Origin of the sequence: Idiomarina seosinensis, from assembly GCF_003987275.1 — a bacterium.
Classification (GTDB): Bacteria; Pseudomonadota; Gammaproteobacteria; order Enterobacterales; family Alteromonadaceae; genus Idiomarina; species Idiomarina seosinensis.
On the sequence record NZ_PIQF01000001.1, the window covers coordinates 171,899 to 196,257 of the forward strand.

A 24,359-nucleotide genomic window follows, 5' to 3' on the forward strand; every position below is an offset into this window, starting at 1 on the left:
GAGCATGACGACGGAAAACCGTAACGTAAACAAACAAGTTGAAGCAGAAGGTAATGACGAAGTTTTACAGTGGGTTACTTTTCAGCTAGAACAGGAAACCTATGGTATTAATGTAATGCAGGTGCAAGAAGTTCTGCGTTACAGCGAAATTGCGCCGGTTCCCGGAGCCCCGAGCTACGTGTTGGGTATTATTAACTTGCGTGGCAATGTGGTGACGGTAATTGATACGCGTCTGCGTTTTGGTTTGCCCCAGGCGGAAGTCACCGACAATACGCGGGTAGTGATCATCGAGTCTGAAAAGCAAGTGATTGGAATTCTGGTCGATAGTGTTGCCGAAGTGGTTTACCTGAAAAAGTCAGAAATTGACACAGCGCCAAATGTGGGCACTGATGAAAGCTCGCGCTTTATTCAGGGCGTCAGTAACCGTGAAGGTGAGCTGTTGATTTTGGTCGATCTGGATAAAATGTTAACCGACGAAGAGTGGGACGAAATCTCACGTCTAAGTTAAGTCGGATTTAAGGAAACCAAATCATGCTCTCAGTATCGTTGCTGGTAGCTATAGCTGCGTTAGTGTTGGCTTTGCTGGCACTGACCGCGGTCATTATTACCTCTCGCAAACAGGCGCAGATCATCGAGCGTCAGCAACAGCGCTTGATGATGTTAACCGAGAGCGCTAGTGAGGTATTGGCCTTAAAACAACAGCTAAACAGCAGCGGTAATGACTTCGCTCAAACTGAACAATTACAGCAGAGTCTAGAGCAAAGCCTTAAGCATCAGCTTGAGCAGCAAAGTGAACGGTTACAACAACAAGTTCGGCAGTTAACTGAAGAACAACATGCTTTGCAGCAGAAGTTTGAACAACTTTCCCAACAAGATCCTGGCGCGAAACTCTACCAACGTGCTGCAAAGTTGGTGGCCACTGGTGCCAGTGTTGAAGAAATTATGCAGGAATGCGATCTACCCCGCGCGGAAGCCGAATTAATTGCCGCCATGCGGAAGTAAAGCACTTGTTTGCATCTGTGATGCGGCTATTTCGCCCTGCGGGCGGGCTGTTTATGCGCTCGCTTCGCTGGCGCAAGCTGTATAGACACTAACTGTTACGATTTTCGCCACCTAACAGCCTTGGGCAAAGCCCAAAAACAGCCGCAACGAAGGTGCAAATAGCTATTCTTATCCCCCCCACGACTCCGGGAATTTGCCTTCCAGCAAATAAGCGAATGCGATGAGCTCAGCGATAATGATATACAGATCTCGGGGAATTTCTTCACCAACGTTTAGCTTTGCGAGAGAATCTGAGAGTAGTGGATCTTCGTGCACTAATACTCCGTGTTCTTTGGCCACCGCAATAATTTCCTCGGCCAATTCATCAAAACCTTTGGCGATCACTTGTGGCGCATTAACGCCGTCGTAGGAGAGTCCGATGGCCTGTTTTTGTTGGTCTGTCATACCGTCACCCGAATAATACCGCTCTGTTGCTTGGCCAACGTATCGGGTACTTTACCTTTTTGAACGGTTAAATTCAGCCCGTTGACTTCCAGTTCGGCAAAACGCGTCTCTAGTTTTTCCATTTGCTGTTGTACCGCTCGTTCGGCGCTATCGGACTCTGTGTAAAAATCTACTCGCGTGCCAGCAGGGTGATAACGTCCTTTAACTAATAACGGACCGTGCTCCTGTAACTCAAAGCGTAAGGTAAATAACCACACGGTGCGGGACGACTCATCATCTTTGCTGCGCTCATGCTCGCGCCGAATTAATAATTCGTGCTGTTGGTTCGGGTTTTGTTGTGATCCCGGAAGCAACACAAAGTATTCGGGTTGAGTGCCGGCTGAGTCTGCCAGCCGCGCCTGACTGGTCTGGGCGCTATTAACCGAAGCTGTGAACAATTGCATTAAACGTTGTAGCTGAGTTGCCGGCAGCTGTTGCAATAGCTGGTTAATACGCTCGCGCACCTCACCGCTAAAGGCTTGTTCTCCAGCTAACCTTGGCGCGGGTCTTAATACCTGATCTAATAACGCCTGCGTTAACTGACCCACAGTGTTTTGTTGCTGTGCCGACAGCGGAGTGGTGGTTGTCGCTGCTGCGTTAGCCTTAGGTTGTTGCATAGCAAAGCCAAGCAACATCATCAGCATTTTGCCGAGGTTACCCATTTGTTGCGCCGAGGTACTGGTTACCGGCTTAGCCGCAAACCAGTCGTTAACCCATTGCTTAAGGGCCTGCGGCTGTTGCATTGATTCAGCCGCGGGCAGTTGTTGCATCACGGCCTGCAAAACTCGGGAGATTGCCTGTTGTGGATTCTGCGGTTGGGATGGTGCTGTTGGCGATGTTAACTGGAGTTCACCGCGGACTACCTGCTGGATCACCTGCCGAAACTGCTGGGGTGTTATTTGTTGCGCCTGTTTTTGAATGACGCCTGCGGCTATGGGTTGTGAACTGGACTGCGGCGGTGCTGGCCGCTGACGGGTTTCAGTTGGGGTCGCAAGTGGTGGCACGGTCGGTTTGGTTGATGCAATTGCAGCTTGTGCCAGGGGCTTACTCAACTGACTGGTTGGTAACTCAATCGTTACTGGTTTTTGCGGCGCTTTTGGATTAATCAGTTGCAGTGTTATCGACTGTTGCGGGCTTTGCTTCGGGCTGGGCTGGACCACCAAAACCATAGGTTGCTGAGTCGTTTTGGGGCTAATTGTTGTCGGGCCAGACGTCGCTGGCAATAGCGTCTGCAGTTGCGAGAGCTGTTGTTTGGTTACTGGTATTTGTATACTCACTGGTTGAGTATTTGTTTTAGCGGCGGTAGCCGTGGGTGCTTTGGGTGGCACTACCGTTAAGGTTAGTTGTGCCGGTGTTTGGGTCGCAGGTTTGGCTGGCGTAATACTCAGTTGTACCGGCAGCGTCGGTAGCTGCGCCGGTGGTGCCTGCTGGACTGAACTTGCGGGTAAACCGGCGGCCCGGGTAAGAACCTGCATCAGAGTTTTCGCGGACTCTGCATTAACCACTTTAGACAGATCGGTTAATGGTGCATTAGAGCCCGCGCCGGGTTTACCACCAGTTTGCGCTAACAGTTGTTGTAGCAGCTGATTGAGTTCCATTTAGCCTCGATTCAAAGTAGTACAGCCTGTGCGGATTTGCCGCGTCTATACATGGTTTTTTCGGCCGTAATTGTGGTAAACTTCAGTCAATTTACGTTTCTATTTTAGGCTGTTGGACACCGTTAATGACAAAGCCCGTTACGACGCAGCGAGTGAACACTGACACCCCACTATTACACGCCGACGGTGTTAGCTCAATTCGCGGTGGCCGAGTTTTATTTGCGCAGTTGCAGTTTGCCCTTTATAGCGGTGAGCTGTGGCAGATCAGTGGTGCCAACGGTGCCGGCAAGTCTACCTTATTAAGAATGCTGGCAGGGCTGCTACAGCCCAGTAGCGGAGGTGTTTTCTTCAACGGCCATAAGCTTGCAGCCTATCGTAACGAATTTCACCAGCAATTACTCTATATCGGCCACAAAGCTGCCGTAAAGCCTGAGCTCAGTGCGTTAGAAAATGTGTTTTGGCAGCGCCGTTTAGGCGGCGACAAAAGCGCTCAGCTAAACGATGAGCGCGACTGGGATGTACTGGAGCAATTGGGATTGCTCGGCTTAGAGGAAGAACTCACCGGTAGGTTGTCGGCTGGGCAACAGCGACGAGTGGCGTTGACCCGGTTATGGAGCTCAACGGCCGAACTGTGGATTCTGGACGAGCCCTTTACGGCGCTGGATGTGGATGGTATCGCGCTGTTACAACAGCGTTTTAAGCAACACTTAGACAATGGCGGTAGTATTATCATGACGTCGCATCAACCATTAGGGCTAGCCGACTTACCGCTACAACAATTGACCTTAGCTCCGTTGCAACAAGAGGCGATGAGCGAATGAACTCCTGGCAACTTTGGCGGTCAGTATTGGCGAAAGATTTACGGATTGCTGCGCGCCGCCGCTCCGATGCACTGAATCCGTTAATGTTTTTGTTAATGGTGGTGACATTGTTCCCGTTGGGGATTGGCCCGGGGCCAGATATTCTGGAGCGTATTGCACCGGGAATTATTTGGGTGGCAGCGTTATTAGCAACTTTGCTGGGCTTGGATCGTTTGTTTAAAGACGATTACAACGACGGAAGTCTGGAGCAGCTGTGCTTATTACCTGAACCATTAGCTTATACGCTAACCGCAAAAGTTGCCGCGCACTGGCTGTTAAGTGGCTTACCGTTGGTTCTGTTGTCGCCGCTACTGGCTCTCCTGCTCAACTTGCCGGTCGACGCTTGGTGGGCGCTGGCATTAAGCTTGTTGCTGGGCACTCCGGCATTAAGTGCACTGGGAGCCATTGGCGCGGCATTAACGCTGCAGTTACAACGTGGCGGTTCGTTGGTTAGCTTGATATTATTACCGCTGTTTATTCCACTGCTAATATTTGCAACTTCCGCTGTCGAAAATGCCGGCATGGGACTAGATGTTCACGCACAATTGGCTATTTTGGCCGCAATCTCCGTATTAACGGTAACCCTGGCGCCGCTGGCAATTGCGGCCGCTGTCAGAATGAGTATGAATTAATATGTGGCGATGGTTACACCCTTACGCGAAGCCCGAAGCAACATATCGCTTAGTCGATAAATTACTACCCTGGTTTGCTGCTTTTACCGTAGTCAGTTTAGCGGTAGGTATGATCTGGGGACTGGCGTACGCTCCTGCTGATTATCAGCAAGGAGACAGCTACCGTATTATCTATATTCATGTGCCATCGGCGATCTTTTCCATGGCTGCTTATTTCGCGATGGCCGTGATGGGGGCAATTGCGCTGATCTGGCAAATAAAAACCGCTGAGTGGGCGATACCGGCAATAGCGCCGGTAGGGGCAGCCATGACAGTGGTCGCACTATTAACTGGCGCCATCTGGGGTAAGCCTATGTGGGGCACCTGGTGGGTCTGGGACGCGCGTTTAACCTCAGAACTTATTTTATTATTTTTGTACGTCGGTGTGATGGCTTTGTATTATGCCTTTGACGACGTTCGTACCGGTGCCAAAGCCGCTTCTATTCTGGCTATTGTCGGGGTCGTGAATTTGCCGATTATTCATTACTCTGTGGAGTGGTGGAACACCCTGCATCAGGGCGCCACAATCACTAAATTTGAGCGACCCTCTATTGCAACCAGCATGCTTTGGCCACTGTTGGTTAGCTTACTAGGATTCAAGTTACTGACTATTAGCCTGGTTATGATGCGTTTTAAAAATGAGTTGTTGCGTCATGAATTGCATCGGCCCTGGGCTCAAAAAGAGCTTAGCGCCGATAAGGAGCTCAGCGATGGCGTTTGAGAGTTTTGGTGAGTTTTTACAAATGGGCGGCTACGGTTTTTATGTCTGGTTGTCCTTCTTTTTAAGCTTTTTAGTGATTGCCGGGGTAGCCCTGGACGCGGCTTTAGGCCGCCGTCGGTTGCAACGTCAAAGTCAAACTTTGCAGCGCCGCAAGCGGCGCTTGGCAAAACGGCAACAGTCGCCGGTTAAGGAGTCAACGCGATGAACCCTCGTCGAAAACAGCGGTTAACCTGGATCCTGGTGTTAGTGGTCGGGGTGTCTACTGCCATTGGTTTAATGCTTTATGCAATGAGCCAAAGTATTAACTTATTTTATACCCCCAGTGACTTTGTCGAGATGGAACAAGGGGAAAAGACGCCGGTTGTTGGCCAGCGCATGCGTGTTGGTGGAATGGTGGTAGACGGCTCTGTTGAGCGCAACCGTGATACGTTGGAAGTTAAGTTCAACATTACCGATACAGGTCCGGAAATTACCGTTTTGTATCAGGGCATCTTGCCTGACTTGTTCCGTGAAGGGCAGGGTATTGTGGCACAGGGTGAATTGATAGAACCACGGGTATTAAAAGCTAGCGAAGTACTGGCTAAACACGACGAAGAATATATGCCGCCTGAGCTCGCCGAAAAAATGAAAGGTATAAAGCACGTCAACCCGAACAACCCGGTGGATGATTCTTATAACTCAAGCGGAGACGGCCAATGATTGCAGAAGCAGGCCATCTAAGTATTGCCATTGCGCTGGCTTTTTCAGTGTTGCTGGCGGGATATGCGTTATACGGCTCCTGGCGCGGGCATGGCGGCGTTATGGCCTATGCACGGCCGCTGGCGATTGGGCAGTTTTTGTTTACGGCAATTGCATTTGCATTATTGGTTACCGCCTTTGTCGTTAACGATTTTTCCATTGCCTATGTGGCTGCTAATTCGAATACCCAGTTGCCGGTACAATATCGTGTTACTGCGGTGTGGGGCTCTCACGAAGGCTCGTTTTTACTGTGGATGCTGATGCAGTCCGGCTGGATTGCGGCAGTAGCACTATTGTCACGCTCAATTCCATTACCGATGGTCGCCCGAGTATTAGGTATTTTAGGGCTTATCAGCATTGGTTTTTATCTGTTCATGCTGACCGTCTCTAATCCATTTGACCGCAGTTTACCAATGATTCCGGTCGATGGCCGCGACTTGAACCCGCTGTTACAAGATCCGGGCATGATTATTCATCCGCCATTATTGTATATGGGGTATGTGGGCTTTTCGGTAGCGTTTGCATTCGCAATTGCGGCATTACTGTCGGGTAAGCTGGATGCTGCCTGGGCACGTTGGTCGCGCCCCTGGACATTAGCAGCCTGGATCTTTCTAACGCTAGGCATTGCGATTGGTAGCTGGTGGGCTTACTACGAGCTTGGCTGGGGCGGCTGGTGGTTCTGGGATCCGGTCGAAAATGCGTCATTTATGCCATGGCTTGTCGGTACTGCGTTACTGCACTCATTGGCAGTGACCGAAAAACGCGGCAGCTTTAAGTCCTGGACCGTGCTATTGGCGATTGCCGCCTTTAGCTTAAGTCTACTGGGTACGTTCCTAGTGCGATCGGGCGTACTGGTGTCAGTGCATGCGTTTGCTTCTGATCCAACCCGGGGCCTGTTTATTCTGGTGCTGCTGGCGCTGGTCATCGGTGGTTCCTTGATATTATACGGCCTCAGGGCTGGCCAAATGCAAGGTTACAGTCGTTATCAGTTAGCTTCGCGAGAAGTGATGCTGCTGGGTAATAACGTGCTGTTAATGGCCGCGATGGTGGTGGTGCTGTTAGGTACCTTATTGCCGTTAGTGCACAAAGAGCTGGGCATGGGAAGTATCTCTATCGGCGAGCCTTTCTTTAACGATCTATACAGCTATCTGGTTGTGCCGTTTGCGCTGCTGCTTGGCATTGGGCCGCTGATGCGCTGGCGTCGGCAGCCGTTGCAGCCATTGCTAAAACCGTTGGCACTGTGTCTGGTTCTGGCGTTGTCGTTAAGCTTTCTGTTACCGCAAATTTGGGCCGACGAATTACCAATGTGGGCTGCAATCGGCTTGTTTTTAGCGTTTTGGGTTGTGCTTAGTACTATTACCGAAGTCCAGCAAACACTAAAACAGCGCAAACAAGGGTTAGCGGGCATCACACGTATACCGGGCAGTCATTGGGGAATGGTGCTTGGCCACATTGGTTTCGCGGTAACCTTGATTGGCGTGGCTCTGGTCTCGCATTACGAGACCGAACAAGATGTTGCTATTGCGCCTGGACAAACCGTCGAAGTAAGCGGTTATGACTTAACCTTTAAAGAATTACGTCATGTTGAAGGTCCTAATTTTGACTCGGATGAAGGCGTGTTCCAGCTGCACAAAAACGGTGAGTTGGTGACTGAAGTGGTTAGTGAAAAACGCTTTTATCGGGTGCAGCGTATGAGTATGACCGAAGTAGGCCTGGATGGCAGTCTGTTGCGTGATTTATATATTGCCATGGGTGAGCCGCTAGATGACGTAAACAGTGCTGATAAGTCATGGGCTGTCCGGTTCTATATTAAGCCGTTTGTACGCTGGATTTGGTTAGGCGCTATTATAATGGCTGTTGGTGGTGTGTTTGCGATGGCAGATAAGCGCTACCGTAAAAGCAAGTCAAAGGAGCAACTCGTATGAGTGACGCTCAAACAAAAAGTAACAAGAACTGGTGGGTATTATTTTTACCGCTGGTCGTGTTTATCGGTTTGGTCGTTTTCTTATTAAAAGGGCTGGGCAGCGATCCCACCAAACTGGAATCTGTGTTGATTGATAAGCCGGTACCTGAATTCTCGGCAGTGGATTTATTTAACGACAACATTCAGCACACTGAAAAAGTGCTGTACGACGGACCACTGTTAATGAACGTGTGGGCAACCTGGTGCCCGACCTGCCGGGCTGAGCACGAGTTTTTGAATAAACTGGCGGCTCAGGGCGTTCCCATTGTCGGGTTGAATTATCAAGACGATTCGCGGGCAAAAGCCATTGACTGGCTTAATACCCTTGGTGACCCTTATACCGTCAATATCTTTGATCCTGAAGGTGATGTTGCCTTTGAATTTGGCGTGTACGGTGCTCCCGAGACCTATTTTATTGATGCTAACGGAAAAATCCGGTACCGCCATGTGGGTGACGTGAACCAGCGTAACTGGGAAAACAAACTGCAGAAAATTTATCAGCAGTTGCAGCAGGAGAGTAGCTCATGAGTTTACTAAAAGGCCTGTTGGGCATGGTAACACTGGTTTTTTCAATGGCTCTTCTGGCGCAGCAGGTTACCTATGATGGCTATGAGTTTAAGACGGCTGAACAGCGTCAAACCTATCAGCAACTTACCCAAGAGCTACGCTGCCCCAAATGTCAAAATCAAAACATTGCTGACTCTAATGCACCTTTAGCAGGGGATATGCGCGAGCGAGCTTATAATATGGTCATGCAGGGTCACTCCAAACAAGAAGTTATTGATCACATGGTGGCCCGCTATGGTAATTTTGCCCATTATCGGCCGCCGTTTAATCTATTTACCGCCGTGCTTTGGTTGGCGCCATTGTTTATTGCTCTGGTGGGTATTGCTATTGCTATTCGTATGTCTCGCCGACGTCGTCAGACAGTGGCTTTGAGCGACCAGGAGCGTGAGCAGTTGCAGCAGTTAAAAGAGAGGTCAAAAGATGATTAAGTTGCTGCTGGTATTAGCGGTACTGTTGCTTGTTGCCGTTATTGTTGTGTTGCTGGCGCGCAGAGTTCAGCGGCGTGAATCATTACAACGGACCAGCGAAAACCAACGTTGGTATCAGCAACGGCTGCAAGAATTAGATGAGGACAGGGCCGCTGGACGTGTCGATGATGAAGACTATCATCAAGCCAGACTTGAGCTGGACAAGACCTTCGTCACCGATAACAAAGATATTGAACAAGGTATTAATTGGCAACCGATTAAACCGTGGTTACCCATGGCACTGTTAATCATCATTTCGCTGGGTTTCTATGCGGGCTATGGTAGCTGGAATTTGCAACGCCAGGCCGATGACGCTTTGCAACAATTACCAGAACTTGGCAAACGAGTATTGCAGCAGCAGCAAGAGGTCGACACTGATACCCTGAGTACCTTTGCCCTTGGCTTGCGGCAGAAACTGCAACGGCAAGGCGACGATCCGGTTGCATGGTGGATATACGCAGGGTTAATGACAGACCTCAATCAGTTTGACCAGGCAAATAGTGCGTTCGAGAAATCACTGACGTTGGATCCTGATCGAACAGGAACCTTAGTTAGCTATGCGCGGTTTTTATTACAAAACGGTAACGAGAGTAATTTACAAAAAGCCGGCCAGCTATTAGCGCGTACCTTGAAAATTGAACCGGATAACGTCGAAGCGATTTCCCTGAGTGGGTTTGTTGCTTATGAAACCGGCAACTATGAGCAAGCCATTAATGCATGGCAACAACTGCTGCGTCTGACACCAGAAAGTAGTCCCCGGCGGACTGCGGTAGAACAGGCTATTGCTGATGCAAAACAGCAGCAACAACGAGATCTGCAGCAACTTACGGTTACTGTAGATATTAATGACACATTGCGTCAGCAGTTGCCGCAAAATGGTACTTTATTTGTTTACGTCACTGCGGTCGATGGTGTCCCCATGCCGGCTGCTGTTAAACGGGTTCCGGCGACGGATTTTCCAATAACAGTAACGCTAAGCAATCAGGATTCGATGTTGCCAGAATTGCAATTAAGCTCGCTCGAACAATGGAAAGTACAGGCACGGGTGTCGCAAGATGATAAAATTGAACTGCAGCCGGGTGATCTTAATGCCGAGCCAAGGGTTATTAAGGCTGTAGATGCTGTAAACGTCGAACTGCAGTTGTCTGAACGACAGCCGTAACAATTAACGGATTAAAGTAGTAGCGGATTAACCATGAGCAAACCGTATTTAATAAAAGTTTTGACCGGCTTAAGTGCTGTTTTTATGCTGAGCGCGTGCTCGTCAACACCAGAAGATCCTTATGCCGATGAGCGTGACCCGTTGGAGGACATGAACCGCGTAGTTTGGGATTTTAACCAGGAGCTGGACGAAGCGGTGATCAAACCGACTGCGGAAGCTTATGAAAATATTCCGGAGCCGATTCGCCGCTCGTTGTATCGGGCATTCGAAAACTTGCAGGAGCCCTGGAGTGCTGTTAATAACGTTCTGCAGGCTAAGCCTTCCGGTGCTGGATACAGTGTTGGCCGATTTGCGGTAAACTCCACCATTGGTATTCTTGGATTGTTTGATCCGGCCAGTAGTATAGGGCTGGAGAAGAGCGAAGAATCATTAGGAGAAACCCTGGCACTTTGGGGCGTTCCCAATGGTCCCTACATTATGCTGCCAGTGATAGGCCCGACGGTTCTGATAGACCGCGGCACCGACTGGGTTGATGGCCAGTTTTTCCCTTATACAGAAATTGATTCAGACTGGGATATTCCACGCTATGTGGTCAAGGGACTGGAAATGCGGCTACGGTTGCGTGATCAGGAGCAAGTCTTAGAAAATGCATTGGATCCCTATACTTTTGTTAAAGAAGCCTACTATCAAAACTGGCTTTACAAAGTATACGACGGCAACCCACCTGAACAGCCAGATGAGTTCGAAGACGACTATAGCGAACAATACTCAGAAGACGCATTTGACGAAAACCTGGAAAATGCTTTTTAAACGTAGATAGCTAAGCAACAACATTGACGAGCTGCTGATCCTGAACAATGCTTAAGTTAGGTTTCAGCAGCGAAGTCGAGCAATGATGTCACAGGCCTCTGTATTAGTTATTGAGGACGATGCCGTTTTTCAAAGCATCGTAAAAAATTACTTAACTCAGTTAGATTACGATGTACGCTGCACTGACAGTGGGCATGAGGGCGTGCGCCTGTGCCGGCAGCTGACCCCGGATATTATTCTTTGCGATCTTAAACTTCCTGATATTAGCGGTTTGCAGGTTATCGAGCAGCTGCTCAGTAGCCACGCTGACTTGCCCATCATTGTGGTTTCTGCCAGTGAGTCGATGACGGATATTCGCGAAGCCGTCGGGCTTGGCGCTTGGGATTATTTAGTGAAACCCATAGAGAGTTTGACGGTACTGAATGAAGCGATTCAACATTGTTTAAACCGTTACCAATTAGAAGAAACCTATTTACACGATCGTTATGAATTAGATGACCACATACAAGTGTTGTATCAGGATGACGCCTTGGTCCGGCGGCTAACCCATGAATTGTTACCCACCGGCCCGATGGAACTGAATGGCTATCGTTTTCAGTTTGATTTGACCACCGACGAACCCTCTGTGTGGCTGGATTTTCGACCGTTGTTGCAAGGTAAGGTATTAGTGTTATTGGCAAGCCCGCAGAATGCGACGGAACAGCGGTTAATTCCACTACTGGTTTTTAAAACGCTGTTGGATCCCTTGTTACGGCAGCATTTATCGGGCCATGATGAGAGCATTATTGAGCCGGCTAAGTTATTGACCCACTTAAATGATGAATTATGTCACTCGCGCATCCGCACGGCCTTTGATGTGCTGGTGGGGGTAGTCGATACCCGTAGTGGTGAATGGCGCTGGGGGCAGGCCGGTGACCGTATTCGATCAGAACCGCAAAGCCGCCCGGATTTGGCGTTAGGCATTTGGCAACACGCGAGTTATCACCAAAGTACGATAATAGGTCCGCACAAAATAACTGGGCGCCTGGCTAATATCGCTGATGTTATGATTCAGCGCGATTTGCCTCAAACTGACGTACCGCCTTATCCAGATAAGGCAGACTCATATTAATATTGATTGGCTGGGTAAACAGCGGATAGCCGATACCTGCAGCGAGTAACGCTGGCACCTTCCACCACCCCGGCACGTCCACAATCGCATAAAAAACGATACAAATTGGCACTAACTTCGCTAAGTTGCAAATTAACCGCCGTGGTACTGGCATAGCTTCTTGAGCGATGCCCAAAATCACAGCACGTTCAGTAAAAGAATAGGGTTGCAGTTGTGGTACCCGTCGGGAAGAAAAATAAAACGCCATAATCGTCTGACTGCCTGTAAATTCAACATGTTTAGCTGTTTCTCAGTTGCATTATAACAGCTAATCGCGGTATAAACGTGGCCGAATTTAAGATTTTCAAGAACAGGATAAAGACATGGAAAAACAAGCCGTCAAAAAAGTGGTAATCCCGGTAGCGGGGTTAGGTACACGGATGTTGCCAGCGACCAAAGCGATTCCAAAAGAAATGCTACCGTTGGTTGATAAACCACTCATCCAATACATTGTTGAAGAGTGCGCCGCTGCCGGCTTAACCGACGTTATTTTGGTTACCCATTCGAGTAAAAACTCGATCGAAAACCACTTTGATACCAGTTTTGAGCTTGAGACGACACTTGAACGTCGGGTTAAACGTCAATTACTGGAAGAAGTGCAAGCGATATGCCCCAAAGGCACGACTATTATGCATGTGCGTCAAGGCGAGGCCAAAGGTTTGGGTCATGCGGTTCTGTGCGCGCGGCCGCTGATTGGTGACGAGCCCTTTGCAGTAGTATTGCCGGATGTATTAGTGGACGAGGCCAGTTGTGACCTAAAACAAGATAACCTGGCCGAAATGAAGCGTAATTTTGAAGAAAATGGTGCCGCTCAGGTGATGGTTGAGAAAGTACCACACCAGAGTGTTAGTAATTATGGTATCGCCGACATTAACGGTAAAGACTTAGAGCCAGGTCAACAAGCAGCTATTAAACAACTGGTTGAAAAACCCGAAGTTGACCAGGCACCGTCGGATCTCGCTGTCGTCGGACGTTATGTGTTCCCGAAACAGTTGTGGCCACTGTTGGAGCGCACTCCAGTCGGCGCCGGTAACGAAATTCAGTTAACCGATGCGATGGCGATGTTACTGAAAGACAAGTCGGTGAACGCTTATTACATGAAAGGGCGCAGCCATGATTGTGGTAATAAATTTGGCTACGCCAAGGCGTTTGTTGAGCATGCAATGCGTCACCCGCAACTCGCCGACGATATGAAAGCGTTTTTAAAAACGCTTTAAACCCGGGCGGTTAGAATTGCACGGATGGGGGCTTGATAGCCCTCGACCGTCAAGCTTGGGTCGTCTGCATCTAAAAAGTCTTTTAACGACTCTCCTTGCATCCAATCTGTTGAGCGTTGCTCGTCAAGCGAAGTGACATTGTGATCAACAACCTTTATATCTTTAAAACCGAGCCGTTGCATCCAAACTGCCAGGGCTTTGGCGCTTGGTAAAAACCAAACATTACGCATTTGCGCATAGCGTTCACCCGGCATCATTACAGTCGTCTCGTCACCTGCGACGACAATGGTCTCTAATACCAATTGACCGCCAGCTTTTAATAAGCCTTTGAGTTGTTGCAAAAATTCCAACGGTGAGCGGCGATGATACAGCACACCCATGCTGAATACCGTATCGAAACTTTTTAGCTCGGGCATTGCCTCTATTCCAACCGGAAAAAAGTGAGCTCGATCGGCAATCGATGCAGGCATATATTGTTTAATTGCCTGAAATTGAGTTAAAAACAGTTCACCAGGATCGACTCCCCATACATCTTCGGCTCCGGCTTCCAGCATTCGCCACAAATGGTAACCGCTGCCACAGCCGACATCCAAAACTTGTTGGCCACTCAAGGAATCCAAATGCGGTGCCACCCGCTGCCACTTCCAGTCTGAACGCCACTCAGTATCTATGTTCAAACCGAATAATTCAAAAGGACCTTTGCGCCACGGTTGCAACTGCTTTAACAACCCGCGCATGCGGGCCCGATCAGAATCCGAAGCCAATTCGGCTGGACCGATACCGACCGTATCGCCCAGCGACGCGGTGGGTTGCTGCTCGGTATTGATATCGGGTAGTTGTTTTAGCACACGCTGCCACTTACGAAAATCGCCATGTGGTTTACTCAAAAAATCATGTAGTTGGCGCGGTAATGTCTCCAGCCATGCTTTATGCGGGCTCTTTACTAACCGCACTAATGATTGCTCAAACCAATCCATCAACGGTCTCCTTTAATGGCCAACATTGCGGCAAAATTAAAACACTGGAACCAGGTTCCGCTGTGCGCAAAACCGGCTTCTTTAAAACGTTGGTGATGAGCCGCGAGACTATCAATTTTCATGACATTTTCGATCGCGGCGCGTTTTTGACTGATCTCCAGTTCGCTATAGCCGTTGGCGCGTTTAAAGTCATGGTGCAAATCCACCAAAACGTCATTGATAGCATCATCGTCGGCTAATACTTTCTCGGCAATAATCAGCGCGCCGCCTTTAACCAGTCCGGAAAAAATAGTGTTAATTATCGCCATACGCTCTTCACGCGGGACGAATTGCAACGTAAAATTCAGCACCACAACCGAGGCATTCTCGATTGCTGTCTCCCGAATGTCTTCGCAGCGCAGGTGTACCGGCACCTGACTTTTAAAACCTTGTAGATGTAATTGAGCACGCTCAATCATCGCCTGTGAATTATCCACAGCAATGATTTCGCTGCCTTCAGCCTGTTCACACCCTTTACGTAAGGCAAGGGTGGCAGAGCCTAATGAGCAGCCTAAGTCATAAAGACGAGTGTCGGGTTGTACAAAACGCTGGGTTAACTGTGGTAACGTCTGCAAAATGCTGGAATAACCCGGCACCGAGCGATTTATCATGTCGGGAAATACTTCGACCACATTTTGGTCAAAGCAGAAGTCCGATATGCTCGGCAACGGTTTAGAAAAAATAGTATCGCGCTGATTCATAAAAGTGCTGCTATATATTAAGTAATGTAGGTCGATAACTTAGTTATAGTTTACCTAACCTGTTGGAGATAATACACCGAATGACACATCAGTGGCTGTTAAAGACGATCATAGTGGTGGGCTTAGTCGGTTTTATAAACCTTGCCTTGAGCGGATCAGCCTATGCCACTGACGAATGGTTAGTACAACACCCTGAAATAAAAGTCGGTGTGCCCACCAACTTACAACCTTTAATCAGCATCGAAGATGGTAAGGCACAAGGATTTGATGTTGATATGTTGGAAAAAATAACTGAGGGCGTACCGGTCGATCTGATCTGGACCCCTTGTGGAACCTGGTCCGAGTGTGTGCAGTCATTGGCCGATAAAGAAATTGATGTACTGACCAGTCTTTCTTACTCACCCGAGCGGGCTAAATTTACTAGCTATACGCAGCGATACTGGACCATGCCCTGGGCAGTTTTAACATTGTCCGAACAGTTAGATGAAGATAATGCCGACCGCCACATCAGTCAGTTGCGTGGGCAACGACTCGGAGTTATTGACGGCTACACCGTGGTACCCATGCTTAAACATCTTGAGCAAACAGAAGTATTGGAGTTTGACTCGATTGATGAGGGCCTTGCTCGCTTAAACAGTGGTCACATCGATGCCTACATTGATAGTTTGCCCATTCTGGTCGACGAGCTGCAGCGACGCACTGCAATTAATGCAGACCTTAGTGTATTAAATGGCGCACCGGGCGAAGATCTATTTATTGGCGTGCGTAACGATTATCAGCCGTTGGTGGTGCTATTTAATCAAGGCATCGATAGTCTGACTCAGACTGAGCGACAGCAGCTACGACGCAAATGGTATGGCTATAAGTTACAACGGGGCTGGAGTGATGAGGAGTTGCTTGACCTGGCATTAAAGGTTGGTTCGGTCGCGGCGCTGGTGATTTTCATCGTGGTATTCCGTAATAGTCGCCTGCGCAAAGAGATTAAACGTCGTAAAGCGGCCGAACGGCAAATTCGCTATGTGGCTACGCATGATGAGTTAACCGGATTACCGAATAGAAACCTGATGTCTGATCGGTTGCAACAGACCATTTTACAACATCAGCGTGGCGATAAATCGTTTGCATTAATGTTCATGGATCTGGACGGGTTTAAAGCCATTAATGACGACTTCGGACATGACTACGGTGATCAAATTCTAGTCCATGCGGCACAGCGTCTGACGGGGTTATTGCGACGCTCAGATACGGTTTGCCGGTATGGTGGCGACGAATTTGTGGTCGTTTTGCCCAGCACTAATAACGCTAATGCCGCGCTGGCCGTGGCGCGTAAATTGGTCGTCCACTTAGCCCGCCCTTATGCCATAAAGAATGAACAACTGGAAGTGAGCGTTAGTATTGGCGTCGCTATGTTTCCGGAGCATGGTCATGATGAGCAGAGCATACTGCGAGCGGCCGATAAGGCAATGTATGCGGCTAAAGCGGCGGGTAAAAATGACGTCCGCATAGCGACAGTGGACGGATGACATTCGGCGCCATTCCGCTATAATGGCTGGCTCAAATTTTAAAACCAACGCTGGCAGTAGGAAAAAGGCACATGCGAACGCATTATTGTGGACAAGTAAACGCTGAATTAGCCGAACAACAAGTCACTTTATGTGGCTGGGTAAACAAACGCCGAGATCTCGGTGGTCTTATTTTTATTGATTTACGCGACCGTGAAGGGCTTATTCAGGTCGTGTTTGATCCCGATCAGCAAGACTTGTTTGATAAAGCCAATAAACTGCGTCAGGAATTCTGCGTTCAGATTAAAGGCACCGTTAATCGGCGCCCCGATAGTCAAGTCAACAAAACGATGAAAACTGGTGAAGTTGAACTGTTGGCGTCGGAACTGAACATTCTAAGCCGTTCCGAACCCCTGCCAATAGATTTTAACAGCCAGGTGAGTGAAGAAGCTCGCCTGCGTTATCGTTATCTGGATCTACGTCGTCCGCAGATGAACGAAAAGCTACAGTTTCGAGCAAAAGTAACTAGCGCGGTGCGCCGCTTCTTAGATGACAACGGTTTTTTGGATATTGAAACACCGATGTTGACTCGGGCAACGCCTGAAGGTGCGCGTGATTACCTGGTTCCTAGCCGAACTCACAAAGGACGTTTTTTTGCATTGCCACAAAGTCCGCAGTTATTTAAGCAGCTGCTGATGATGTCTGGCTTTGATCGCTACTATCAAATTGTTAAATGCTTCCGCGACGAAGATTTGCGAGCTGATCGTCAGCCTGAATTCACCCAGATTGATATTGAAACCTCATTCATGACCGCCGAGCAGGTTATGCAGGTTACGGAACAGATGACCAGTGGGCTGTTCCAGCAATTGCTGGGTATAGACTTAGGTCCATTCCCGACCATGACCTGGCACGAAGCGATGCGGTTATACGGCTCTGACAAGCCAGACTTGCGTAACCCGTTGCAGTTGGTCGATGTTGCGGACTTGCTAACAGACGTTGAGTTTAAAGTATTTTCTGGGCCGGCCAATGACGAGAAAGGTCGTGTTGCTGTTATTCGCCTGCCTGGGCAAGCGGATAATGTGTCACGCAAGATGATTGATGAGTATACCAAGTTCGTCGGTATTTATGGCGCTAAGGGTCTGGCATGGATCAAGGTCAATGACCTGTCGCAGGGGCGTGAAGGACTGCAGTCGCCAATCCTTAAATTTTTACCTGACGACGCACTAAACGCTATTTTAGAACGCACTGAAGCGGCAACCGGTGATGTTTTATTCTTTGGTTCGGACAAAGCCAATGTGGTTGCTGAATCGATGGGTGCGTTACGCCTGAAGCTGGGAGAGGAATTTAACCTGGTCAGCGATGAATGGAGGCCGCTTTGGGTCGTCGACTTCCCAATGTTTGAGGAAAACGACGACGGCTCATTGGCAGCCCTACACCATCCGTTTACCGCGCCGGTCAATGTTACGCCTGAGCAGTTAAAAGCGGACCCGGCGCAGGCATTGTCGAATGCCTACGATATGGTTCTGAATGGTGTCGAAGTGGGCGGTGGCTCAACCCGTATTTTCGATAACGAAATGCAACAGACAGTGCTGGAAGTACTGGGTATTGGAAAAGCCGAAGCGGAAGAAAAATTTGGCTTTCTGCTGGAAGCGTTAAAATATGGCACGCCGCCGCACGCTGGTTTGGCGTTTGGCCTCGATCGTTTGGTCATGTTAATGGTTGGTGCTAATTCAATCCGCGACGTTATCGCGTTTCCGAAGACCACCACGGCGGCCTGTGTATTGACCGATGCGCCGGGGCTGGCGAACCCAGAAGCGTTGCAAGAGCTGGGTGTTAAGAGTACGGTTGACGAGAACGACGACAAATAAGCAAACATAGGGTGGAAAATGGCAGGTCATTCTAAATGGTCCAATATTAAGCACCGAAAAGCCGCGCAGGACGCTAAGCGCGGCAAAATCTTCACCAAACTTATTCGGGAAATTAACGTCTCCGCCCGCGAGGGCGGCGGCGACCCCGAAACTAACCCAAGATTGCGTGCTGCTATCGATAAAGCGCTGTCCAATAATATGAAGCGCGATACCATCGATACGGCGATAAAGCGCGGTACCGGTGATACCGACGGTGACAATGTAGAAGAGCTGACCTATGAGGGCTATGGCCCAAACGGTGTCGCGATTTTACTGGAATGCATGACCGATAATAAAAACCGTACTGTGTCAGACGTACGGCATGCGTTCAGCAAACATGGCGGTAACCTTGGCACGGATGGCTCAGTGGCATACCTGTTTAATAAAATGGGCGTGATCAGTTACTCCAACGAGACCACCGAAGAGCAGTTGATGGAGCCGGCGCTGGAAGCAGGAGCCGAAGATATCGTTAAACATAGTGACGGCGGTTTGGATGTTATGACCTCGCCAGACAATTTTGGCACGGTTAAAGATGCGTTGGACGGCAAACAGTTAAACGCAATCAACGCGGAAGTAACGATGGTACCGGATACGAAGGTCGATTTGGACGAAGACAGTGCCCGCAGTTTTCTCAAGCTGCTGGATGCATTGGAGGATCTGGACGACGTGCAAAACGCGTATCATAACGCCGATATTTCTGATGAGGTGTTGGCGAAGCTGGACGACGAATGAGCGTTATTCTGGGCATTGACCCAGGTTCGCGGCTAACCGGTTACGGGATTATTCAGCAGCAGGGGCGGCATCTGCATTATGTAGCAAGTGGCTGCATTCGGGTGACTGGCACGGTGGCGGCGCCTTTGTCATTGGCAGAAAAGCTCAAGCGCATTCATAACAGTGTGGTGGAGCTAATCACTCAATTCCAGCCTGACCAGTTTGCAATCGAGCAAGTATTTATGGCGCGTAATCCGGACTCAGCTTTAAAGCTGGGGCAGGCTCGCGGAGCAGCAATGGTCGCAGCTGCCTGTCACGAGCTGCCAGTGGCTGAGTATAGCGCCCGGCAAATAAAGCAAGCAGTCGTCGGCACCGGTGCTGCCGACAAAGCTCAGGTGCAACATATGGTCGTCGCTCTGTTAAAATTATCACGAACCCCGCAAGCCGACGCCGCAGATGCATTAGCCGTCGCATTATGTCATGCTCACTCAAATGAAAACCTCATAAAAATGGCCGGCCGCCGGCGATAAAACGGACAACAAAATGATAGGACAGATTTCTGGCAAATTAATTGGCAAGCAGCCACCCGAAGTATTGGTCGATGTGAATGGGGTTGGCTACGAGCTGCAATTACCGATGACTTGTTTTTACGCGTTGCCGCCGCTTGGCGAACCGGTGACTTTGGTGACACATTTTGTGGTGCGGGAAGATGCCCAGTTATTGTATGGCTTTAACAACCAGGCTGAGCGTAGTTTGTTTCGGTTGTTGATAAAGACTCAGGGCGTAGGGCCAAAGTTGGCGTTAGCTATTTTATCGGGAATGAACGCTGATGAGTTTGTCTGGGCGGTGAACCAAAACGATGTTAGCCGCCTGGTAAAACTACCTGGCGTTGGCAAAAAGACGGCGGAGCGGTTGGTTATTGAAATGCGCGATCGACTTAAAGACTGGCAGGGTAGCAGCACCCCAGCTACAGACGCGGCAAATATTGATGCGGTGACCAGCGATTCGACCTTTGTGCACCCGGCCGATGCGCGGGCTGACGCGTTGAGTGCGCTATTGTCGTTAGGCTATAAACAGAATCAGGCGGATAAGGCCTTAACAGCCGTATACCAACAAGAATTGAGCAGCGAAGAGTTGATAAAAGCATCACTCAAACAGCTCGCATAAAGGTAAGATAAAGAGAACCTAATGATAGAAGCAGACCAAATATCCAGCCACCGAATTATCGAAGCCGAGGTTCAGGGCGACGATGAAGCCATTGATCGTGCCATTCGACCAAAGGTTCTTGCTGACTACACAGGGCAAAAGCATGTCGTGGAGCAAATGGAAATTTTTATCGAGGCGGCCCGCAAACGCGATGAAGCGCTCGACCATTTGTTGATATTCGGACCGCCAGGATTAGGTAAAACGACGCTTGCAAACATTGTTGCTAATGAGCTTAATGTAAGCATTAAAACCACATCAGGGCCGGTACTGGAAAAAGCCGGTGATTTGGCCGCTTTGCTGACTAACCTTGATCCACACGATGTCTTGTTTATTGATGAAATTCACCGTCTTAGCCCGGTTGTCGAAGAGATTCTTTATCCGGCGATGGAAGACTATCAGCTGGATATTATGATCGGTGAAGGGCCGGCAGCGCGCTCCATTAAATTGGATATACCGCCGTTTACCTTAATTGGCGCAACGACCCGAGCAGGCGCATTAACCTCGCCGCTACGGGACCGCTTCGGTATTGTGCAACGGCTCGAGTTTTATCAAGTGGATGAGCTAACTGACATTATCGAACGCTCGGCACATTTTATGAATGTCACCATGAAACAGGGCGGCGCACGTGAGATTGCGCGTCGCTCGCGCGGTACTCCGCGTATTGCCAACCGGTTACTGCGCCGAGTAAGGGACTATGCCGAAGTTAAGGGCAATGGCGAAGTGGATGAAACCACCGCTAATGCGGCACTGACCATGGTAGACGTTGACCAGGCCGGGTTTGATTATATGGATCGCAAACTGCTGTTGGCGATTATGGAGAAATTTTTAGGTGGTCCGGTTGGGCTGGATAATCTTGCCGCGGCTATTGGCGAAGAGAAAGACACGATTGAAGATGTGCTTGAGCCATACCTTATTCAGCAAGGTTTTTTACAGCGAACTCCGCGGGGGCGTATAGCAACGCCAAGAGCTTACCAACACTTTGGTCTGAAACCGGAAGAAAAGTAAAAAAAGTGCAAAAAAAAGCCCGTACAAAGTACGGGCAAACAGAACAACAAGAAGGAAATTAATCAAAAATCCAGGGAACCAAATCAAATATTCAGAAATAGTGACAACCAAACTCTGTGTCTCTGATTTGTTAGCTATTATACGGTTAAAAATGGCCGTATCAAACAAGAAAAATTACATATTCAGATAAGAAAAACTAATGTTAACTTGTTTTCAATTGTGCAAAAAAACAACAACAAATTTGTAACATAAGTAAAAATCTCTTTTAAAACAAAAAGATGAAATTAAAATGTTTCAGTTTTGTCATAAATAAAAGTCTGTTGATAAAATAATCAGGGCGACTTTTAACAGCTCTAATTTATATTGTGACAGAACAGTCATTTTTCAAGGGTTTTATTAATGAAAAAAAACCATTTCGAATGGCCCATCCGAGTTTATTACGAAGACACGGATGCGGGTGGTATCGTTTATTATGCCAATTATCTCAAATTTCTTGAACGAGCCCGCACCGAATGGTTACGCTCTCTGGGGATTGAACAGGACAGCTGGTTAGATCACAATAGGGCCTTTGTTGTCCGGCATGTCGATTTAGATTTGCGCGTTGCCGCCCGATTTAATGCTGAACTGACGGTAACAGTGACGGTCGAACAGCTGAAGCGGGCGACATTGGTGTGTCGGCAGCAGGTGTTGGGCAAAGATGGCACAGTACATTGTGAAGCTGTGGTGAAGGCAGCTTGCGTGGACAAGCAAGCGGTGCGAGCAGTGGCAATACCTGAACCTATTTTAACGGCCATGAAACAGGCATTATAAAAACAGAGGTAAACTAGCGTGGAAACTGAATTATCCTTTATTGATTTGTTCTGGCAGGCGAGTCTGCTGGTTAAGTTGGTCATGATTATGCTGTTGGCCATGTCAGTATGGGGTTGGGTGCTTATTTTCCAACGCAAAAAAGTATTAAAAACCGCCACGCACGATGCGCTGAAATTCGAAGAAAGGTTTTGGTCAGGCGTAGATTTAGCGCGGCTATATCAAGAAATTTCGGCTCGCGCTAAGAATAGCCGTGGTATGGAGCTATTGTTTCACGCAGGCTTTAAAGAATTTGCGCGATTACGCAACCACCCGAACAGTGATCCACAAACCACAGTTGAGGGCGCCTTTCGTGCCATGCGGGTGGCTCATGCTCGTGAGGTTGAAAAACTCGATAATAATTTAGGAATTCTGGCAACGATTGGTTCTATCAGCCCTTATATCGGTTTGTTCGGGACGGTCTGGGGAATCATGAACGCATTTATCGCGTTGGGTGCTGTGCAGCAAGCAACGTTAGCAATGGTGGCGCCAGGTATCGCCGAAGCACTGATTGCAACGGCTTTAGGTCTGTTTGCCGCGATTCCGGCGGTGGTTGCCTACAACCGCTACACCACCCTGGTAGAGAAAGTAGACAATCAGTACATGAACTTTATTGATGAATTTGTCTCTATCCTACAACGGCAGGCGATGTCATCGAAAAAAGATGCTGAGGGTAGCGCGCTATGATGGTGATGCCCCGCAAACGTCGCAAGCCGGTCGCGGAGATTAACGTGGTACCGTATATCGACGTTATGTTGGTCTTGTTGATTATCTTTATGGTAACTGCACCACTGATTACCCAAGGTGTAAAAGTGGATTTACCAAAAGCTTCTGCCGAGGCGCTATCAGAAGACTCGAAGCCGCCGTTAGTCGCTTCGGTTGATGCCGAAGGTAATTATTATTTAAATCAAAACACCAATCCGGATCAGCCTATCAGTGCGCAAGAAGTTGCAACCCTGGTAGCAGCGCAGTTGCAGGTAGAACCGGATACACCGGTTATGGTCAACGGTGATGGCGCAGTGTCCTATAACCACATTGTGCAGTTGATGGCATTATTGCAAAAAGCAGGGGTGCCATCGGTGGGCTTAATGACAGACTCTTCGGAACAGTAGTTGTGGCTAAAAAAGTAACTGGTACAGAAAGCTTAACGTTACCGCTGATATATTCGGTGGGCATTCACTTGGCGATCGCCGGGGTATTACTGATCAGTTTCGAATTCACGCCAAATGAACCGGAATCGATGGAAGTAAGTTTGAGTGAGTCGGAATTTAACGAGCAGCCCGATGAAGTGGTGCAGGCAGTATCGGTCGATAAAGCCGCGGTGCAACAGCAGGTTGACCGGATTAAAGCCCAGCAAGAAGCGGAACGACAAGCGGAACAGCAACGCATAGCTGAGCTGGAGCGGAAAGCCGAAGCTGCCCGAAAAGCGCGTGAGCGAGAAGAGCAACGCCGTGAGGAGATCCAACGGCAGCAGCAACAACAGCAGCAGGAAGCCACTAAAGCGCGGCAAGCAGCTGAAGAGGCTAAGCGCGAAGCTGAAAAATTAGCGGAACAGCGGCGTAAAGCAGAACAAGCAGCGCGAGAAGCCGAACAGCGACGTAAGGCGGCAGAGGAAGCGGAGCGCAGAGCCGAGGAAGAGCGTAAGCGCCGTGAAGCTGAACGCAAACGGTTAGAGGAAGAACGCCGTAAGGCAGCCGAAAGGGAAGCTCAGCTGCAAAAAGAAATGGAAGCCGAGCGAGAGCGACGGCAGGCGGCTCGACGTCAGCAAATGTTAAGTGAGATTGAAAAATATCAGGCGCTGATCCAGCAAACCATTCAACGCAACTGGAACGTCGATGAATCGATGAGCGGAAAATCTTGTGAGTTGACTATTAGCCTGGCGCCAAGTGGTTTTGTTAAGAATGTAAGCACAGGAGCGGGCGATCCTGCGGTCTGCCGTTCTGCCGAAAATGCGGTATTAAAAGCGACCACGTTACCGGTTTCTGAAGATCCGGAAATTTTCGAACAAATGAGTACTATAAAACTAACTGTCAAACCGCAGTTGTAAACTAAGGTG

Annotated in this window: 29 protein-coding genes; 24 read left to right on the forward strand and 5 right to left on the reverse strand. The window is 48.9% G+C overall.

Annotated elements, in window-relative coordinates:
- The first annotated feature begins 4 nt into the window (after positions 1 to 4).
- The gene (locus tag CWI81_RS00740) at positions 5 to 508 is read left to right on the forward strand and encodes a chemotaxis protein CheW (RefSeq protein ID WP_126783337.1); all 504 of its coding nucleotides are present in this window, start codon (positions 5 to 7) and stop codon (positions 506 to 508) included.
- 23 nt (positions 509 to 531) lie between these two features.
- Positions 532 to 1,002 (forward strand): DUF2802 domain-containing protein, encoded by a 471-nt coding sequence (locus tag CWI81_RS00745; RefSeq protein ID WP_126783338.1) that lies wholly within the window; start codon positions 532 to 534, stop codon positions 1,000 to 1,002.
- 168 nt (positions 1,003 to 1,170) lie between these two features.
- On the opposite strand, the gene CWI81_RS00750 is transcribed toward CWI81_RS00745, so the two are convergent.
- Both CWI81_RS00750 and CWI81_RS00755 read right to left on the reverse strand, forming a co-directional pair.
- Positions 1,171 to 1,446 (reverse strand): EscU/YscU/HrcU family type III secretion system export apparatus switch protein, encoded by a 276-nt coding sequence (locus CWI81_RS00750; RefSeq protein WP_126783339.1) that lies wholly within the window; start codon positions 1,444 to 1,446, stop codon positions 1,171 to 1,173.
- Complete coding sequence (locus CWI81_RS00755; RefSeq protein WP_157983284.1) at positions 1,443 to 3,083, reverse strand: flagellar hook-length control protein FliK; 1,641 nt, start codon at positions 3,081 to 3,083, stop codon at positions 1,443 to 1,445. The genes CWI81_RS00750 and CWI81_RS00755 overlap by 4 nt, the downstream gene beginning before the upstream one ends.
- Positions 3,084 to 3,208: 125 nt before the next feature.
- On the opposite strand from CWI81_RS00755, the gene ccmA reads away from it, so the two are divergent.
- The 11 genes from ccmA (at position 3,209) to CWI81_RS00810 (ending at position 12,153) form a co-directional block, all read left to right on the forward strand.
- Positions 3,209 to 3,904 (forward strand): cytochrome c biogenesis heme-transporting ATPase CcmA, encoded by a 696-nt coding sequence (gene ccmA, locus CWI81_RS00760; protein ID WP_126783340.1) that lies wholly within the window; start codon positions 3,209 to 3,211, stop codon positions 3,902 to 3,904.
- On the forward strand, positions 3,901 to 4,575 hold the full coding sequence (gene ccmB, locus CWI81_RS00765; protein ID WP_126783341.1) for a heme exporter protein CcmB: 675 nt from the start codon (positions 3,901 to 3,903) through the stop codon (positions 4,573 to 4,575). Before ccmA ends, ccmB begins: the two co-directional genes overlap by 4 nt.
- 1 nt (position 4,576) lies before the next feature.
- Positions 4,577 to 5,335, forward strand: a complete 759-nt coding sequence (locus CWI81_RS00770; protein ID WP_126783342.1) for a heme ABC transporter permease — start codon at positions 4,577 to 4,579, stop codon at positions 5,333 to 5,335.
- Positions 5,325 to 5,540 carry a heme exporter protein CcmD gene (gene ccmD / locus CWI81_RS00775; protein ID WP_126783343.1) on the forward strand — a complete coding sequence of 72 codons (216 nt, stop codon included), beginning with the start codon at positions 5,325 to 5,327 and terminating at the stop codon, positions 5,538 to 5,540. Before CWI81_RS00770 ends, ccmD begins: the two co-directional genes overlap by 11 nt.
- Entirely contained in the window at positions 5,537 to 6,034 is a 498-nt protein-coding gene (gene ccmE, locus CWI81_RS00780) for a cytochrome c maturation protein CcmE (protein ID WP_126783344.1), read from the forward strand. Before ccmD ends, ccmE begins: the two co-directional genes overlap by 4 nt.
- A complete protein-coding gene (locus tag CWI81_RS00785; RefSeq protein WP_126783345.1) occupies positions 6,031 to 7,998 on the forward strand; it encodes a heme lyase CcmF/NrfE family subunit in 1,968 nt (655 codons plus the stop codon). The genes ccmE and CWI81_RS00785 overlap by 4 nt, the downstream gene beginning before the upstream one ends.
- On the forward strand, positions 7,995 to 8,564 hold the full coding sequence (locus CWI81_RS00790) for a DsbE family thiol:disulfide interchange protein (protein WP_126783346.1): 570 nt from the start codon (positions 7,995 to 7,997) through the stop codon (positions 8,562 to 8,564). The genes CWI81_RS00785 and CWI81_RS00790 overlap by 4 nt, the downstream gene beginning before the upstream one ends.
- A complete protein-coding gene (locus tag CWI81_RS00795; RefSeq protein WP_198678628.1) occupies positions 8,561 to 9,031 on the forward strand; it encodes a cytochrome c-type biogenesis protein in 471 nt (156 codons plus the stop codon). Before CWI81_RS00790 ends, CWI81_RS00795 begins: the two co-directional genes overlap by 4 nt.
- Complete coding sequence (gene ccmI / locus CWI81_RS00800; RefSeq protein ID WP_126783347.1) at positions 9,024 to 10,232, forward strand: c-type cytochrome biogenesis protein CcmI; 1,209 nt, start codon at positions 9,024 to 9,026, stop codon at positions 10,230 to 10,232. The genes CWI81_RS00795 and ccmI overlap by 8 nt, the downstream gene beginning before the upstream one ends.
- Before the next feature lie 33 nt (positions 10,233 to 10,265).
- Positions 10,266 to 11,042 (forward strand): MlaA family lipoprotein, encoded by a 777-nt coding sequence (locus tag CWI81_RS00805; RefSeq protein WP_126783348.1) that lies wholly within the window; start codon positions 10,266 to 10,268, stop codon positions 11,040 to 11,042.
- Between the two features lie 82 nt (positions 11,043 to 11,124).
- Positions 11,125 to 12,153, forward strand: coding sequence for a response regulator (locus CWI81_RS00810; RefSeq protein WP_241970312.1), 1,029 nt, complete (start codon positions 11,125 to 11,127; stop codon positions 12,151 to 12,153).
- On the opposite strand, the gene CWI81_RS00815 is transcribed toward CWI81_RS00810, so the two are convergent.
- The gene (locus tag CWI81_RS00815; protein ID WP_126783349.1) at positions 12,086 to 12,400 is read right to left on the reverse strand and encodes a DUF6170 family protein; all 315 of its coding nucleotides are present in this window, start codon (positions 12,398 to 12,400) and stop codon (positions 12,086 to 12,088) included. The two genes, CWI81_RS00810 and CWI81_RS00815, sit on opposite strands and share 68 nt — an antisense overlap.
- A gap of 115 nt (positions 12,401 to 12,515) precedes the next feature.
- On the opposite strand from CWI81_RS00815, the gene galU reads away from it, so the two are divergent.
- Positions 12,516 to 13,409 carry a UTP--glucose-1-phosphate uridylyltransferase GalU gene (gene galU, locus CWI81_RS00820; RefSeq protein ID WP_126783350.1) on the forward strand — a complete coding sequence of 298 codons (894 nt, stop codon included), beginning with the start codon at positions 12,516 to 12,518 and terminating at the stop codon, positions 13,407 to 13,409.
- On the opposite strand, the gene cmoB is transcribed toward galU, so the two are convergent.
- Positions 13,406 to 14,386, reverse strand: a complete 981-nt coding sequence (gene cmoB / locus CWI81_RS00825) for a tRNA 5-methoxyuridine(34)/uridine 5-oxyacetic acid(34) synthase CmoB (RefSeq protein WP_126783351.1) — start codon at positions 14,384 to 14,386, stop codon at positions 13,406 to 13,408. The two genes, galU and cmoB, sit on opposite strands and share 4 nt — an antisense overlap.
- Positions 14,386 to 15,126, reverse strand: coding sequence for a carboxy-S-adenosyl-L-methionine synthase CmoA (cmoA, locus tag CWI81_RS00830; protein ID WP_126783352.1), 741 nt, complete (start codon positions 15,124 to 15,126; stop codon positions 14,386 to 14,388). The genes cmoB and cmoA overlap by 1 nt, the downstream gene beginning before the upstream one ends.
- Positions 15,127 to 15,206: 80 nt before the next feature.
- On the opposite strand from cmoA, the gene CWI81_RS00835 reads away from it, so the two are divergent.
- The 10 genes from CWI81_RS00835 to tolA all read left to right on the forward strand — a co-directional run bounded on the left by CWI81_RS00835 (position 15,207) and on the right by tolA (position 24,350).
- Positions 15,207 to 16,649, forward strand: coding sequence for a diguanylate cyclase domain-containing protein (locus CWI81_RS00835; RefSeq protein WP_126783353.1), 1,443 nt, complete (start codon positions 15,207 to 15,209; stop codon positions 16,647 to 16,649).
- Positions 16,650 to 16,720: 71 nt separating this feature from the next.
- Positions 16,721 to 18,496, forward strand: coding sequence for an aspartate--tRNA ligase (aspS, locus tag CWI81_RS00840; protein ID WP_126783354.1), 1,776 nt, complete (start codon positions 16,721 to 16,723; stop codon positions 18,494 to 18,496).
- A gap of 18 nt (positions 18,497 to 18,514) precedes the next feature.
- Entirely contained in the window at positions 18,515 to 19,267 is a 753-nt protein-coding gene (locus tag CWI81_RS00845) for a YebC/PmpR family DNA-binding transcriptional regulator (RefSeq protein ID WP_126783355.1), read from the forward strand.
- Complete coding sequence (gene ruvC, locus CWI81_RS00850) at positions 19,264 to 19,776, forward strand: crossover junction endodeoxyribonuclease RuvC (RefSeq protein WP_126783356.1); 513 nt, start codon at positions 19,264 to 19,266, stop codon at positions 19,774 to 19,776. Before CWI81_RS00845 ends, ruvC begins: the two co-directional genes overlap by 4 nt.
- A 13-nt stretch (positions 19,777 to 19,789) precedes the next feature.
- On the forward strand, positions 19,790 to 20,413 hold the full coding sequence (gene ruvA / locus CWI81_RS00855) for a Holliday junction branch migration protein RuvA (RefSeq protein ID WP_126783357.1): 624 nt from the start codon (positions 19,790 to 19,792) through the stop codon (positions 20,411 to 20,413).
- 21 nt (positions 20,414 to 20,434) lie between these two features.
- Positions 20,435 to 21,457, forward strand: coding sequence for a Holliday junction branch migration DNA helicase RuvB (ruvB, locus tag CWI81_RS00860; RefSeq protein ID WP_126783358.1), 1,023 nt, complete (start codon positions 20,435 to 20,437; stop codon positions 21,455 to 21,457).
- 399 nt (positions 21,458 to 21,856) lie between these two features.
- Complete coding sequence (gene ybgC, locus CWI81_RS00865) at positions 21,857 to 22,267, forward strand: tol-pal system-associated acyl-CoA thioesterase (protein ID WP_126783359.1); 411 nt, start codon at positions 21,857 to 21,859, stop codon at positions 22,265 to 22,267.
- A gap of 18 nt (positions 22,268 to 22,285) precedes the next feature.
- Positions 22,286 to 22,990: a protein TolQ gene (gene tolQ, locus CWI81_RS00870; protein WP_126783360.1), complete on the forward strand. Its 705-nt coding sequence runs from the start codon at positions 22,286 to 22,288 to the stop codon at positions 22,988 to 22,990.
- Positions 22,987 to 23,415, forward strand: coding sequence for a protein TolR (gene tolR, locus CWI81_RS00875; protein ID WP_126783361.1), 429 nt, complete (start codon positions 22,987 to 22,989; stop codon positions 23,413 to 23,415). The genes tolQ and tolR overlap by 4 nt, the downstream gene beginning before the upstream one ends.
- Positions 23,416 to 23,417: 2 nt before the next feature.
- On the forward strand, positions 23,418 to 24,350 hold the full coding sequence (gene tolA / locus CWI81_RS00880; RefSeq protein WP_241970313.1) for a cell envelope integrity protein TolA: 933 nt from the start codon (positions 23,418 to 23,420) through the stop codon (positions 24,348 to 24,350).
- Positions 24,351 to 24,359 lie beyond the last annotated feature (9 nt).